Annotated in this window: 10 protein-coding genes; 4 read left to right on the forward strand and 6 right to left on the reverse strand. The window is 72.2% G+C overall.

Going from position 1 to position 14,588, the window contains the following annotated elements:
• Nucleotides 1-29: 29 nt before the first annotated feature.
• On the forward strand, nt 30-836 hold the full coding sequence (locus ABT160_RS06445) for a putative protein N(5)-glutamine methyltransferase (protein WP_502984168.1): 807 nt from the start codon (nt 30-32) through the stop codon (nt 834-836).
• Nucleotides 837-845: 9 nt separating this feature from the next.
• Here the strand turns inward: ABT160_RS06445 and ABT160_RS06450 are convergent, their stop codons facing one another.
• The 6 genes from ABT160_RS06450 to ABT160_RS06475 form a co-directional block, all read right to left on the reverse strand.
• Nucleotides 846-1,559 (reverse strand): PspA/IM30 family protein, encoded by a 714-nt coding sequence (locus tag ABT160_RS06450; RefSeq protein WP_351644311.1) that lies wholly within the window; start codon nt 1,557-1,559, stop codon nt 846-848.
• A 70-nt stretch (nt 1,560-1,629) separates the two neighbouring features.
• On the reverse strand, nt 1,630-3,714 hold the full coding sequence (locus ABT160_RS06455; RefSeq protein ID WP_351644314.1) for a TPM domain-containing protein: 2,085 nt from the start codon (nt 3,712-3,714) through the stop codon (nt 1,630-1,632).
• A gap of 84 nt (nt 3,715-3,798) precedes the next feature.
• Nucleotides 3,799-4,575: a succinate dehydrogenase/fumarate reductase iron-sulfur subunit gene (locus ABT160_RS06460; RefSeq protein ID WP_351644316.1), complete on the reverse strand. Its 777-nt coding sequence runs from the start codon at nt 4,573-4,575 to the stop codon at nt 3,799-3,801.
• Nucleotides 4,572-6,506 (reverse strand): fumarate reductase/succinate dehydrogenase flavoprotein subunit, encoded by a 1,935-nt coding sequence (locus tag ABT160_RS06465; protein ID WP_351644319.1) that lies wholly within the window; start codon nt 6,504-6,506, stop codon nt 4,572-4,574. The genes ABT160_RS06460 and ABT160_RS06465 overlap by 4 nt, the downstream gene beginning before the upstream one ends.
• A 58-nt stretch (nt 6,507-6,564) precedes the next feature.
• Nucleotides 6,565-7,386: a succinate dehydrogenase subunit SdhC gene (sdhC, locus tag ABT160_RS06470; protein ID WP_351644322.1), complete on the reverse strand. Its 822-nt coding sequence runs from the start codon at nt 7,384-7,386 to the stop codon at nt 6,565-6,567.
• 32 nt (nt 7,387-7,418) lie between these two features.
• Complete coding sequence (locus ABT160_RS06475) at nt 7,419-7,646, reverse strand: Rv0250c family protein (protein ID WP_351644325.1); 228 nt, start codon at nt 7,644-7,646, stop codon at nt 7,419-7,421.
• 274 nt (nt 7,647-7,920) lie between these two features.
• Here ABT160_RS06475 and ABT160_RS06480 point away from each other — a divergent pair, with 274 nt between their 5' ends.
• The 3 genes from ABT160_RS06480 (at nt 7,921) to ABT160_RS06490 (ending at nt 14,499) form a co-directional block, all read left to right on the forward strand.
• Nucleotides 7,921-10,161 (forward strand): ABC transporter family substrate-binding protein, encoded by a 2,241-nt coding sequence (locus ABT160_RS06480; protein WP_351644326.1) that lies wholly within the window; start codon nt 7,921-7,923, stop codon nt 10,159-10,161.
• A gap of 355 nt (nt 10,162-10,516) precedes the next feature.
• The gene (gene typA, locus ABT160_RS06485) at nt 10,517-12,418 is read left to right on the forward strand and encodes a translational GTPase TypA (protein WP_351644328.1); all 1,902 of its coding nucleotides are present in this window, start codon (nt 10,517-10,519) and stop codon (nt 12,416-12,418) included.
• 464 nt (nt 12,419-12,882) lie between these two features.
• On the forward strand, nt 12,883-14,499 hold the full coding sequence (locus tag ABT160_RS06490; protein ID WP_351644330.1) for a peptide ABC transporter substrate-binding protein: 1,617 nt from the start codon (nt 12,883-12,885) through the stop codon (nt 14,497-14,499).
• Nucleotides 14,500-14,588 lie beyond the last annotated feature (89 nt).

Below are 14,588 nucleotides of genomic sequence, written 5' to 3' on the forward strand. Positions count from 1 at the left end.
CCGGGCGCCCGATGCGTGAAAGGTCCTCGTTGCCTGTTCCCTCCGAGCGTGCTCCGTCTCCCGACGAGGTCGCCGCCGCCCTGCGCGCCGCCGGGTGCGTCTTCGCCGAGGACGAGGCGGAGCTGGTCCTGGCCACCGCGCGCACCCCGGGCGAGGTGGCCGGGATGGTCGCCCGGCGGGCCCGGGGCCACCCCCTCGAACACGTCCTCGGCTGGGCCGGGTTCGGGGGCGTCCGGATCGCCCTCGACCCCGGGGTGTTCGTGCCCCGCAGGCGCACCGAGTTCCTGGTGGAGCGGGCCGCCGCGCTGGCCGGACCGGAGCCCGTGGCCCTGGACCTGTGCTGCGGCTCCGGCGCCCTCGGCGCGGCCCTGGCCCACGCGCTCGGCGGCGGCGTCGCGCTGCACGCGGCCGACGTCGACCCGGCGGCGGTGGCCTGCGCCCGCCGCAACCTCGCCCCGCTCGGCGGGCAGGTGTACGCGGGCGACCTGTACGCGCCGCTGCCGGCGGGGCTGCGGGGGCGGGTGGACGTGCTCCTGGCCAACGTGCCGTACGTCCCCACCGACGAGATCCCGCTGCTCCCGGCCGAGGCCCGGGTCCACGAGGCCCGGGTCGCCCTGGACGGCGGCGCCGACGGTCTCGACGTGCTGCGCCGGGTGGCGGCCGGGGCGCCCGAGTGGCTGGTGCCCGGCGGGGCGCTGCTCTTCGAGACCAGCGAGCGGCAGGTGGAGGGGGCGCTCGCGGTGGTGGGGGCTGCGGGGCTGCGGGGGGAGGCGGTGGCGGACGAGGAGCGGTACGCCACCGTGGTGGTGGCCCGGTTGCCCGGAGGGCGTGCCTGAGGCCCGGGGCTACTTGTCCTTCAGGGCCGCCAGGCGTGCTTCCACCTCCGCGCCGTCGCCCAGGGCGTCGAGCTGCTCGAACTGGGCGTCCAGGGAGGACGCGGCCAGTTCCTGCTTGCCCAGGGCCCTGGCCTCCTCGCGGCGGACCTTGTCCTCGAAGCGGCTCAGCTCGCTCGTCGGGTCCAGGACGTCGATGTTCTTCACCGCGTCCATCATCTGGTTCTGCGCCTGCGCCGACTTCGCGCGGGCCACCAGCTCGTCGCGCTTGGCGCCCAGCTCCGAGAGCTTGGCCTTCATCTGGTCCAGGCCCGCCTTGAGCTTGTCCACCACCTCGGTCTGCGCGGCGATCGTCGGCTCGGCCGTGCGCGCCTCCTTCTCCGACTGGAGCTGGCGGCCCAGCGCGACCTTGGCCAGGTTGTCGAACTTGTCCGCGTCCGCCGTCTGCCCGGCCGCCCGCAGCTCGTCCGCCTTGCGGCTGGCCGCCAGCGCCTTGCCGCCCCACTCCGAGGCCGCCGCCACGTCCTCCTGGTGGTCCTGTTCGAGCAGGCGCAGGTTGCCGATGGTGGAGGCCACCGCCTGCTCCGCCTCCGTGATGTTGTTCGAGTAGTCGCGGATCAGCTGGTCCAGCATCTTCTGCGGGTCCTCGGCCTGGTCGAGGAGGGCGTTGATGTTGGCCTTCGCGAGCTGGGTCACGCGGCCGAGGATGGTCTGCTTGCTGCTCATGGTCGCTGCTCTCCTTGCACGGTCCGGGGGACGGGGACGGGGATGGGGACGGGGTTGGTGGGGGTCAGGGTCAGAAGCGGCCCCCGCCGCCCAGGCGGCCGCGGGTGCCGCCGCCGCCGAAGCTGCCCGGGCCGCCCCCGAAGCCGCCGCCCCCGCCCCTGCCGTAACCTCCGCCTCCGCCACCGCCGTTACCGAAGAGGCCGCCGAGGATGATGCCGCCGAGCACCGCCCCGCCGAGCCCGCCGCCCCCGCCTGCCGGTGGCCCGCCGCCCGGGCCGTACGGGTTCCCGTACCGCCGCACGTCCTGCTCGGCCAGCGACTGGGCCTGCCGGGCCAGTGCGTCCGCCTGCTGCGCCTGCGCCAGCGCGCCCTGCGGGTCGTTCCCGGCCGCCAGCTCCCGCGCCCGCTCCACCCGGCGCTGCGCCTCGGCGAGCCGGGTGCGGGCCTCGCTGCCCACGGCGCCCCGGTGCGTGGTGATGTAGTCGGCGGCGGCGCCGACGGCCGAGCGGGCCGTGAGCATCGCCTGCTCGTACAGCACCGAGGCCCGCCGCGCCCCCGACTCCTGCTCCCGGGCGCCCGCCAGCGCCTCGTCCAGCGCGGTGTCGGCCTCCTCGACCCGGCGCAGCGCGTCGATCGGGTCGTACCGCCCGGCCGCCATCTCGCGGCGCACCTCGGCGAGGACCGACTCGGCGCGGGCGACCCGCCCCTGGAGGTCCGCCGTGGACACCCCGGACGCGGTGGCCCCGACCAGGCCGCGCGCGTCGGCGAGGTCGGTCTCGGTCTCGGTGAGGGCCGCGGGCAGCCTGCCCGCCGCCTCGGCCAGCTCGGCGGCCCGCCGGTCCACGGCCTCCACCAGGCGCCCGGCCTGGTCGACCGCGCCCTCGGCGGCCCGTACGGAGACGGCGGCGCCGCTCGTGTCGCCGCGGTCCAGGTCCTGGCGGGCCCGGTTGAGGTTGGCGGTGGCGAACACCAGCCGGTCCTCGGCCTGTTCGACGTCGGCCAGGACGGGGGCGGCGGCCGACTCCGCGTACCGCTCGCGCATCGCGGCCAGGGCCGACCGCGCGCCGCCCATCCGGGCGTTGAGCGCGCGGAAGGCGGTCTCGGCGGTGGTCAGGGCCTGCGGGGCGGTGCGCTCCAGGGCCCGCAGCCGGTCGAAGGCCTCGGACTCGGCGTCCAGGCGGCGGTCGGCCTCGGCGCACCGGGCCAGGATCTCGTCGAGCATCCGCCGCCGGGTGGCGTCGTCCTCGGGGAAGGCGTCGTCGAGCTGCTGGCGCAGCCGGAAGGCGGCGGTGAGCTCGTCCTTGGCGTAGGCGACGGCCTCGGTGAAGGGCCGGGCCGCTTCCTCGCCGAACTGCGCGGTGGCGAAGCCCAGTTCCTCCTGGCTGGTGCGCAGCGCGTCGTCCACGTCGACGAGCGACCGCTTGGCCCTGGAGTCCAGTTCGGGCAGCGGTACGAGCCCCGCGTCCGGCCCGCCCCAGCCCTGGCCCCGCCCCTGCTGCCGGGGCGGCGCGCCGGGGCCGCGCTTCCTGCGCCTGCTGTACGCGTACGCGGCGACCGCGCCCGCCCCGCCCACGGCCACCACCGGGAGCACCAGGTCGGAGGCGGTGCCGCCGCCGTCGCTTCCGCCGGGGTTCGCGTCGCCGGGGGTGATGGTGGGGGTGGGCACCGGCTGTCCGGTGAGGACGGCGCCGAAGCCGTTCGCCGCGCCGATCGCGGCGCCCGCCCAGTCGTTCTGCCGCAGTGCGGGCTCGATCGCGGTGGTGGCCACCTGGTCGAGCTGGGCCTGGGTGAGGCCGGAGCCGGGGTCGGCGGTGTAGGCGTACTGGCGGTCGCGGGTGGCGACGGCCAGCAGTACGTCGTTGGTGCCCAGGCCGTTGCGGGTGGCGGTGGCGTCCGCCCAGGACTGGGCGGAGCGGCCGGAGAAGTCGCGTACGTACGCCACGAACAGCTGGACGCGGCGGTCGTCGTACAGCGCGTCAAGGGCCCGCTCCACGGTGCCGCGGCGGTCGCCGAGGGCGCCGACCCGGTCCGTGACCTGGCCCTGCCGGGACAGCGCGACCGGGTCCTCGGCGAGGGCGCCGGGGGCTGCGGGCACGATCAGCCACCAGGCCGCCGCGAGGGCGGTGAGGAGGCCCCGGAAGGGTATGTGCGTCACATTTCGGAGGCTATGTCCGTCCGGGGAGCCGCGCGACCGGGCAGGGGGCGCCGGAGTGGCGCCGCCACTGCCCGCCCGCGGGCGCTACGCCGACCCCTCCCGGCGCCTGATCTTGTTCCCCAGCCACACCAGCGGGTCGTACTTGCGGTCCGCGGCGCGCTCCTTCAGGGGGATCAGCGCGTTGTCCGTGATCCTGATGTGCTCGGGGCACACCTCCGTGCAGCACTTCGTGATGTTGCAGAAGCCCAGGCCGTGCTCGTCCTGCGCGGTGCGCTTGCGGTCCAGGCCGGTGTCCGAGGCCGCGTCCAGCGGGTGCATGTCCAGCTCGGCCACCCGCATCAGGAAGCGCGGCCCCGCGAACGCGCCCTTGTTCTCCTCGTGGTCGCGCACCACGTGGCAGGTGTCCTGGCACAGGAAGCACTCGATGCACTTGCGGAACTCCTGCGAGCGGTCCACGTCGACCTGCTGCATCCGGTACTCGCCGGGCCCCAGGTCCGCCGGGGGCACGAACGAGGGGACCTCGCGCGCCTTGGCGTAGTTGAAGGACACGTCCGTCACCAGGTCCCGTACCACCGGGAACGCCCGCAGCGGGGTGACGGTGATCGTCTCCGCGTGGTCGAAGACCGACATCCGGGTCATGCACATCAGCCGCGGCCTGCCGTTGATCTCGGCGCTGCACGAACCGCACTTGCCCGCCTTGCAGTTCCAGCGCACCGCCAGGTCGGGCGCCTGGGTGGCCTGCAGCCGGTGGATGATGTCGAGCACCACCTCGCCGTCGTTGACCTCGACCGAGAAGTCGTTCAGACCGCCGCCGTCGGCGTCTCCCCGCCACACCCGGAACCGGGCCTCGTACGTGCTCACTCGTAGAGCTCCTCTTCGGCGAGGTACTTGACCAGCTCCTCCTTCTCGAAGAGGGCGAGCAGGTCCGGACGGATGGGCTCGGTCTCCCTGCGGTCGAGGCGGATCTGGCCGCGCACCGGGTCGGTGGCCGCGAGCCCCCCGGTGGGGTCGGCCAGGGAGCACAGCAGGTTCACCCGGCGCCAGGAGCGCTCCATCGCCGGGCGGTCCTCCCGGGTGTGGCCGCCGCGGCTCTCGGTGCGCTCCAGGGCGGCCCGTGCCACGCACTCGCTGACCAGCAGCATGTTGCGCAGGTCGAGGGCCAGGTGCCAGCCCGGGTTGAACTGGCGGTGGCCCTCCACCCCGGCCCGCCGGGCCCGCACCCGCAGGTCCGCGAGCCGCTCCAGGGCCTGCTCCATCTCGGCCTCGCGGCGGATGATGCCGACCAGGTCGTTCATGGTCTGCTGGAGTTCCTGGTGCAGGGTGTACGGGTTCTCCGGTGGCCGCCCCTCCTCGTGCAGCGGCCCCTCCGCGCTGAACGGGCGCAGAGCCTCGGCGGCGGCGGTGTCGATCTGGGCCTCGTCCGCCCCTGGCCGGTCGGCGAGGGAGGCGGCGTACCCGGCGGCGTGGAGACCGGCGCGGCGGCCGAACACCAGCAGGTCGGAGAGGGAGTTGCCGCCGAGCCGGTTGGAGCCGTGCATGCCGCCCGCGACCTCGCCGGCCGCGAAGAGGCCGGGCACGCCGACCGCGGCGGCGGTGTCGGAGTCGACCGCGACGCCGCCCATCACGTAGTGGCAGGTCGGGCCCACCTCCATCGCCTCGGCGGTGATGTCCACGTCCGCCAGCTCCTTGAACTGGTGGTGCATGGACGGCAGCCGGCGGCGGATCACCTCGGCGGGCATCCGGGTCGACACGTCGAGGAAGACCCCGCCGTGCGGGGAGCCCCGGCCCGCCTTCACCTCGGAGTTGATGGCCCGGGCGACCTCGTCGCGGGGGAGCAGCTCCGGCGGGCGGCGGTTGTGGTCGGGGTCCTCGTACCAGCGGTCGCCCTCCTCCTCCGACTCGGCGTACTTCTCCTTGAAGACGTCCGGGACGTAGTCGAACATGAACCGCTCGCCGTCGGAGTTGCGCAGCACCCCGCCGTCGCCGCGCACCGACTCGGTGACCAGGATGCCCTTGACCGAGGGCGGCCAGACCATGCCGGTGGGGTGGAACTGCACGAACTCCATGTTCACCAGCGGGGCCCCGGCGAGCAGCGCCAGCGCGTGCCCGTCGCCGGTGTACTCCCAGGAGTTGGAGGTCACCTTGAAGGACTTGCCGATGCCGCCGGTGGCCAGCACGACGGCGGGGGCCTCCAGGACGAAGAAGCGGCCGGACTCGCGCTCGTAGCAGAAGACCCCGCTGACCCGGTCGCCGTCCTTGAGCACGCGGGTGACGGTGCACTCCTGGAAGACCTTCAACCCGGCCTCGTAGTCGCCGAGTTCCTCCTTGTCGCGCTGCTGGAGGGAGACGATCTTCTGCTGGAGGGTGCGGATCAGCTCCAGGCCGGTGCGGTCGCCGACGTGCGCCAGGCGCGGGTACTCGTGCCCACCGAAGTTGCGCTGGGAGATCCGGCCGTCCTTCGTGCGGTCGAACAGGGCGCCCCAGGTCTCCAGTTCCCACACCCGGTCGGGTGCCTCGCGGGCGTGCAGCTCGGCCATCCGCCACTGGTTGAGGAACTTGCCGCCGCGCATGGTGTCGCGGAAGTGCACCTGCCAGTCGTCACCGGAGTTGACGTTGCCCATGGCGGCGGCGATGCCGCCCTCCGCCATCACGGTGTGGGCCTTGCCGAACAGGGACTTGCAGATCACGGCGGTGCGGGCGCCCCGCTCGCGGGCCTCGATGGCGGCGCGCAGGCCGGCGCCGCCCGCGCCGACCACCACGACGTCCCACTGCTGCCGTTCGAGCTGTGTCATCGAGCACCTTTCCTGGTCGGGGCGGCCGCGGGCCCGCTCGCGGTGGCGCCGGGCCCGTTCAGAACAGCCTCGGGTCGTCGAAGGCGCCGCTGGCGAGCAGGTAGACGTAGAAGTCCGCGACCGCGACCGAGATCAACGAGGCCCAGGCGAGCAGCATGTGACGGGCATTCAGCGTCCCGACCCAGCCCCAGAGCCGGTAGCGCACCGGGTGCTTGGAGAAGTGCCGCAGGCGTCCGCCGATGACGTGCCGGCAGGAGTGGCAGGACAGGGTGTACGCCCAGATCAGCACGATGTTGACGAGGAAGACGAGGGTGCCGAGCCCGGCGTGCCCCCACTCGTAGTCCGCGTTCCGGAAGGAGAGCACGGTGTCGTACGTGAGGATCCCGGCGACCACCAGCGCGAGGTAGAAGAAGTACCGGTGGGCGTTCTGCAGGACCAGCGGGAAGCGGGTCTCGCCGGAGTACTTCTGGTGCGGCTCGGCGACCGCGCAGGCCGGGGGCGAGGCCCAGAAGCCCCGGTAGTAGGCCTTGCGGTAGTAGTAGCAGGTCAGCCGGAAGCCCAGCGGGAAGACCAGGATCAGCAGCGCGGGGGACAGGCCCCACCAGCTGCCGAACAGCTCCCAGTTGGGGCCGGAGCGCATCGGCCGGCAGTTCTCCGCCAGGCAGGGCGAGTAGAACGGCGACACGTAGGGCGCCGCGTAGTAGTGGGCGTTGGCGAAGGCCCGCCAGGTCGAGTAGACGATGAAGGCGAGCAGGCCCGCGGCGGTGCCGGCGGGCGCCAGCCACCAGCGGTCGGTGCGCAGGTGGCGGGGTGCGATGGCGGCGCGCGAGGCGTCGTGCACCCCGGTCCTGGGGTGGGGCGGTTCGGTCTCCGTGGCCAATGAGGTCTCCTCGGGGCTTCGGTGCCGGTCGCTCAGGGTGCGTGCCGGTCGCTCGCGCCCAGACCCTCGTCGTCCGCGTCCGCCCAGAGGGAGCGGTCGTAGGGGGCGTCGGGGATGGTCACCAGGTCGGGGCGTCCGGGCGGGCTGTCCGCGGGGGCGCCGTCCCGCTGGCGCGCGAGGCTCTGCTCCAGCCGTCCGACCGTGCGGACCAGGTCGTCGAGGCAGCGCTTGACCGCCGTCAAATCGTCCTGAACGGACATGACTTGCCCTCACTTCCGCGGTCGCGGGTGGCAACGTTCATGCGCCTGCGAGTGTCGCGCGTCACTTCACGGATGGGAAGGGCGCGGACCCGATTCCCGGCGCGCGGCCCCCGCGCGCGCTCCCCGGGGCGGTTGGGCCGCACGGGTGGGGTTTGGCGACGCCCCCGCCGTGTCTGCGCTCCCGGGGGACGCGGGTCGCCTTCAGTGGAGGCGCGATACCCAATAGGTGTGATCATCAATAAATTCCACAAACCGGGACGAAGAGGTACAAGACATGCACCGGACGCTCCGCTCCGTCGCGTTCCTCACCAGTGGTGTGCTGGCCGTGTCCGTACTGGCCGGGTGCGGCTCGGGCAGCGGGGACGCCGACACCTCGGGGGCCGCCCCGGACACCGCCCCCGCCGGGCGCGACCAGGTGGCCGAGGGCGGCACCCTGAACTGGGCCGTGGACGCCATGCCGACCACGCTCAACGCCTTCCAGGCCGACGCCGACGCGGCGACCGCCCGGGTGGCCGGAGCCGTCCTGCCCGCGCTCTTCACCCTGGACGAGCGGGGCCGCCCGCAGCGCAACGAGGACTACCTGGAGTCCGCCGAGGTCGTCGAGACCGAGCCCAAGCAGGTCGTCCTGTACAAGCTCAACCAGCAGGCGGTGTGGAGCGACGGCCGCGAGATCGGCGCCCCCGACTTCGTCGCCCAGTGGCGCGCCCTCAGCGGCCGCGACTCCGCCTACTGGACCGCCCGCAACGCCGGGTACGAGCGCATCGAGAAGATCGAGCGCGGCGCCAACGACCTGGAGGTCCGGGTCACCTTCAACAAGCCCTACGGCGACTGGCGGGCGCTCTTCACCCCGCTGTACCCGAAGGACGTCATGGGCTCCCCGGACACCTTCAACGACGGCGCCCGCACCAAGCTCGGCTCCTCCGCGGGCCCCTTCCGGCTGCGCGCCGTCGACGCCAAGGGCGGCAGCGTCTCGCTGGTCCGCAACCCCCGCTGGTGGGGCCGCCCCGCCAAGCTCGACGGCCTGGTCCTGCGCGCCGTACCGCGCGCGCAGCGCCCCGCCGCCCTCGCCGCGGGCACCGTCGACCTGGCCGAGATCGACCGCCCCGCCGCCGAGCGCATCGCCCTGGCCGAGCGGGACAAGGGCGCCGGCAAGGCCCTCACCCACGGCCCCGGCGCCGCCCTGACCCCGGCTGCCGCACTGCGCTCCTGGGCGTTGGCGCACGGCTCCGACGAGGAGCTCGCCGAGACCGTCCAGGCCGCCCGGGCCAGGACGCGCAAGGCCATCGCCACCTACGGCAGCGAGCAGCGGGCCCTGAGCGGCTACGCCGTGCGCAGGTCCCTGGAGCCGGCCTGGACCCAGCTGGCCCTCAACGGGGAGTCGGGCCCCCTCGCCGACGAGCGGGTGCGCCGCGCCGTGGCCCGCGCCCTGGACCGCGCCGAGCTGGCCCGCACCGTCCTGGTCCCGCTCGGCCTGCCCGCCGCCCCGGTCGACAGCCACCTGGCGCTGGCCGGACAGGACGGGTACGCCGATGGCAGCGAGGCGCTCGGCTCCCAGGACACCACCGAGGCCCGGGCGCTGCTCTCGGACGCGGGCTGGACGACGGGCGGGGCCCGCACCCCGGCCGGGGCCGCGGCCGGCGGCACCGCCTCGCCCAAGGCCCGCGCCAAGAAGGTGTCCGAGGAGGGCGCCTCCGACGAGGGCACGTACATCGTCGGCGACGACAAGCCGGGCGAGCCGCGCATCGGCGGCCACGGCCCGGAGAACGGCACCAACATCCTGGCCCCCGCCCCGGCCGCCGCGCTTCAGGAGCTGGCCGTGCTCCAGCAGGCCGAGTCGCTGTCCCGGGACGCCGCCGACGGCGACGACGCGCCCAGGGCCAAGGCCGAGAAGAAGCCGGAGAAGGGCGTCGCCGGGGCCTACGCCCCGCGCGGCACCGCGGCGCCGGGCGGCGCGGCGGGCCCGCTCGGCAAGGACGGCCGGCCGCTGAGCCTGCGCTTCGTGCTGCCCTCGGGCCCGGGCTCCGAGGCGCTGCGCACGGTCGGCGACAAGATCGCGCAGATGCTGGACCGGGTCGGCATCCGCACCGAGATGGTCAGGGTGTCCGACGACAGCTACTTCAAGGACCACGTCGCCTCCGGCGAGTACGACCTGGCCCTGTACTCCTGGCCCGGCACCGCCTACCCGGCCACCGACGCCCGGCCGATCTTCGCCAAGCCCGAGCCCGCCACCGACGGCTCGCTCCTGGTCGAGCAGAACTACACCCGGGTCGGCACCGACCGCATCGACCAGCTCTTCGCCCAGGCCGCCTCCGAGCTGGACGAGGATGCCTCGCGGGAACTGATGCGCGAGGCCGACGCCCGGATCTGGGCCGCGGCCGGCTCCATCCCCCTCTACCAGCGCCCGCAGCTGGTGGCGGCCAAGCCGTCGGTGGTGAACGCCGGGGCCTTCGGCTTCGCCACCCCGATCTACCAGGACATGGGGTTCAAGAAGAAGGCGGAGGCCGCGAAGAAGTAGCCGGGGCCGCGGCGGGGACGGGCGGCGGCGAACCGCCCGTAGTGGGCCCCGCCATCCGGGGCTCCTTACCCCCAAGCTCAGAATCAGCTCAATTCCCTTGCCCGCCGGCCGCGCCGGCGGGCAAGGTCGTACCCAGCGCCCTTGACCCGGCCACCAGCACGACCCGCGCCCCCCACGCACCTCGGACCCAGTGGCGTCCCCCGCCCGCGGAGCCCTCCTCTACCAGCTCCGTACCGGCCCTGGGAAGCCCCGCGCCTCCCGGCCCCGTACCATGGACACAGCCGTGGCGCGTCCGCCCGGCGGGCGTACGAGGAATGACGCCGCATCCCACGATCCGAGAGAAGCGCACGCACCCATGCCCACGCGCCACGACATCCGCAACGTCGCCATCGTCGCCCACGTCGACCACGGCAAGACGACCATCGTCGACGCCATGCTCAAGCAGGCCGGTGCCTTCGCCGCCCACCAGCACCTCGACGACCGCATGATGGACTCGAACGACCTGGAGCGTGAGAAGGGCATCACGATCCTCGCCAAGAACACGGCGGTGAAGTACCACCCCAAGGACGGCGGGGCCCCGATCACGATCAACATCATCGACACCCCCGGCCACGCCGACTTCGGTGGTGAGGTCGAGCGCGGCCTGTCGATGGTGGACGCCGTCGTCCTGCTGGTGGACGCCTCCGAGGGTCCGCTGCCGCAGACCCGCTTCGTGCTGCGCAAGGCCCTGCAGGCCCGGATGCCCGTCATCCTGTGCATCAACAAGACGGACCGCCCGGACTCCCGGATCGACGAGGTCGTCAACGAGACCTACGACCTGTTCCTCGACCTGGACGCCGACGAGGACCAGATCGAGTTCCCGATCGTCTACGCCTGCGGCCGCGACGGCATCGCCTCGCTGACCAAGCCGGAGGACGGCACGGTCCCGGCGGACTCCACCAACCTGGAGCCGTTCTTCTCCACCATCCTGGAGCACGTCCCGGCCCCCACCTTCGAGGAGGACGCGCCGCTCCAGGCCCACGTCACCAACCTCGACGCCGACAACTTCCTCGGCCGCATCGCGCTGCTCCGCGTCGAGCAGGGCGAGCTGCGCAAGGGCCAGACCGTCGCGTGGATCAAGCGGGACGGCTCGATCTCCAACGTCCGCATCACCGAGCTGATGATGACCGAGGCGCTCACCCGCAAGCCGGCCGAGGTGGCGGGCCCCGGTGACATCTGCGCCGTCGCCGGCATCCCGGACATCATGATCGGCGAGACCCTGGCCGACCCGGAGAACCCGGTCGCGCTGCCGCTGATCACGGTCGACGAGCCGGCCATCTCCATGACCATCGGTACCAACACCTCGCCGCTGGTCGGCCGTGGCGGCACCGGCAAGGGCGCCGACAACAAGGCCGCGGTCAAGGACCGCAAGGTCACCGCCCGCCAGGTCAAGGACCGCCTGGACCGCGAGCTCATCGGCAACGTCTCGCTGCGCGTGCTCGACACCGAGCGCCCCGACGCCTGGGAGGTGCAGGGCCGCGGTGAGCTGGCGCTGGCCATCCTGGTCGAGCAGATGCGCCGCGAGGGCTTCGAGCTGACCATCGGCAAGCCCCAGGTCGTCACGCAGGAGATCGACGGCAAGGTGCACGAGCCGGTCGAGCGCATGACCATCGACGTGCCCGAGGAGCACATGGGCGCCGTCACGCAGCTCATGGGCGTCCGCAAGGGCCGCATGGACAACATGTCGAACCACGGCTCCGGCTGGGTGCGCATGGAGTTCGTCGTGCCCTCGCGCGGCCTGATCGGGTTCCGTACGGAGTTCCTGACCCAGACCCGCGGCACCGGCATCGCGCACTCGATCCACGAGGGCCACGAGCCGTGGTTCGGCACCCTGGCGACCCGCAACAACGGCTCGCTGGTCGCCGACCGCGCCGGTTCGGTCACCGCGTTCGCGATGACCAACCTGCAGGAGCGCGGCGTGCTGTTCACCGACCCCGGCACCGAGGTGTACGAGGGCATGATCGTCGGCGAGAACTCGCGCTCCGACGACATGGACGTGAACATCACCAAGGAGAAGAAGCTGACGAACATGCGGTCCTCGTCGGCCGACTCGTTCGAGGCGATCGTCCCGCCGCGCAAGCTCTCCCTGGAGCAGTCCCTGGAGTTCTGCCGCGACGACGAGTGCGTCGAGGTGACCCCGGAGGCCGTGCGCATCCGGAAGGTGAACCTGGACGGCCGCGAGCGCGCCCGCGCCGCGTCGCGCGCCAAGCACGGCTGAGCCACCAGGCAGTGACGAGCGGCGGTCCCCGGAGCCTTCCGGGGGCCGCCGCTCGGCGTTGGGGGGAGTGGCGCGTGTACGCCACCGGGGGTGTCCGGAGCGTGGGCGCGGGGCAGTGTCCGGTCAAGGAGTTTTCCCGAGCCCGGCGTCCGGATATCGACCGTCGCTCTCCGGAAGATGTGTTAACGGTCCGTTTCGGGGGTGTCTGTCTCTGCTCACTTTGTCCGGATTTCGGTCTTCCGGCCCTCGGCGATGTTGTCAAAACGAGACCCATTAAGTGTGGTTTACGGCCCGGACGTACTTAATAGTTGGCTCCATTGAGCTCGGGTCAATGGGTCACGCACTGTGGGGAGTGCCGACTCACGAGCACACTCGGGGCACTTGGGTCCATCGCCGTCAGGGGTGTCGGCGAACCTCGAAGTGCCCCTCTTGTAGTGACAAAGTGGACTCATGAGGAGGAACCCATGCGTGGTGCCAAGAGCGCCAAGTGGGTCGCGGGCGCGATCGTCGTCGCCCTGGCGGCGACGGCTTGTGGCGGGGGCAAGGACGACAAGGGCTCGTCCACCGAGAAGGGCAAGCCCGCGGGCTACGTCTCGGTCGACGTCGGCGAGCCGCAGAAGCCGCTGATCCCGGCCGACACGAACGAGTCGCTCGGCAGCTACGTGATCCAGGCCATCTTCACCGGCCTGCTCAGCTTCGACGCGCAGGGCAAGATCGTCTACGACAACGCCGAGTCGGTCAAGACGACGGACTCGAAGGTCTGGACGGTCAAGCTCAACAAGGGCTGGAAGTTCCACAACGGCGAGGCCGTCACCGCGCAGTCGTACGTCGACGCGTGGAACTGGTACGCCAACGTCAAGAACAAGCAGCAGAACGCCCCGTGGTTCTCCGACATCGAGGGCTTCGGCGACGTCCACCCGGACAAGGGTGACCCGAAGTCCGACAAGATGTCGGGCCTGAAGGTCGTCGACGAGAACACCTTCACCATCACGCTGTCGAAGCCGGTCCCGTACTTCGAGTACAAGCTCGGCTACACCACCTGGGCCCCGCTGCCCAAGAGCTTCTACGCCGACCCGAAGGCCTTCGGCCAGAAGCCGGTCGGCAACGGTCCCTACGTCTTCGAGAAGTGGGACCACAAGAAGCTCATCCAGGTCAAGGCGAACGCGGACTACCTGGGCCCGAACAAGGCCAAGAACAAGGGTGTCCTGTTCAAGAACTACGCCACCGTCGAGGCGGCGTACCAGGACCTGCTGTCCGGCAACCTGGACATGATCCGCCAGGTCGGCCCGAAGGACCTGCCGAAGTACAAGCAGGACCTCGGCGACCGCGCGGTCGAGCAGCCCTACGCGGCCATCCAGTCCCTGGTCCCGGCCATGTACTCGAAGCCGTTCAAGGGCATCAACCCGAAGGTCATGCAGGGCCTTTCGATGGCGATCGACCGTGACACGATCACGAAGACCGTCCTCAACGGCACCCGCAAGCCGGCGACGTCCTTCATCCCGGCCGGCGTGGCGGGCAAGCAGGACCTCCAGACGGACGTCTTCAAGTACAACCCGGCCAAGGCCAAGCAGCTCGTCACCGAGGGCGGCGGCGTTCCGGACAACAAGATCTGGATCCAGTACAACGCCGACGGTGGCCACAAGGAGTGGATCACGGCCGTCTGCGAGTCCATCCGCAACGCCACCGGGATCGACTGCATCCCGGACGCGAAGCCGGACTTCCAGACCGACCTGGAAGCGCGTGACAACGACCAGGTCAAGGGCATGTACCGCGGTGGCTGGGTGGCCGACTACCCGGTGAACGCCAACTTCATGCGCGAGCTGTACGACTCCAAGGCCGAGGCGAACAACGGTCGCTTCAACGACCCGGCGGTCGACGCTGCCTTCCGCAAGGGCGACAACGCCAAGTCCCTGGAAGAGTCCATCAAGGCTTACCAGGACGCGGAGAAGCTGGTTCTGTCGAAGATGCCGGCCATCCCGCTGTGGGAGTACAAGATCAACGGCGGCTACGGCAAGAACGTCAGCAACGTCAAGGTCGACTACCGCGGTGACTACGTGATCACGGACGTCACCGTCAAGTAACCCCGCCTACGGGCCAATCCCCACTCGGCCATCAGCCGCCACCGCACCGGCGGCAGGCCGGGGGCCGCTCCCCGCACGCGAGGGAGCGG

The organism is Streptomyces sp. NPDC001941, from assembly GCF_040296945.1.
Taxonomy (GTDB): Bacteria; Actinomycetota; Actinomycetes; order Streptomycetales; family Streptomycetaceae; genus Streptomyces.

Bases quoted from the DNA above. Each gene is read 5' to 3' on its own strand.
- ABT160_RS06450 (WP_351644311.1), bottom strand. From the start codon at position 1,559: ATGAGCAGCAAGCAGACCATCCTCGGCCGCGTGACCCAGCTCGCGAAG.
- ABT160_RS06465 (WP_351644319.1), bottom strand. From the start codon at position 6,506: ATGACACAGCTCGAACGGCAGCAGTGGGACGTCGTGGTGGTCGGCGCG.
- ABT160_RS06475 (WP_351644325.1), bottom strand. From the start codon at position 7,646: ATGTCCGTTCAGGACGATTTGACGGCGGTCAAGCGCTGCCTCGACGAC.
- ABT160_RS06480 (WP_351644326.1), top strand. From the start codon at position 7,921: ATGCACCGGACGCTCCGCTCCGTCGCGTTCCTCACCAGTGGTGTGCTG.
- typA (WP_351644328.1), top strand. From the start codon at position 10,517: ATGCCCACGCGCCACGACATCCGCAACGTCGCCATCGTCGCCCACGTC.
- ABT160_RS06490 (WP_351644330.1), top strand. From the start codon at position 12,883: ATGCGTGGTGCCAAGAGCGCCAAGTGGGTCGCGGGCGCGATCGTCGTC.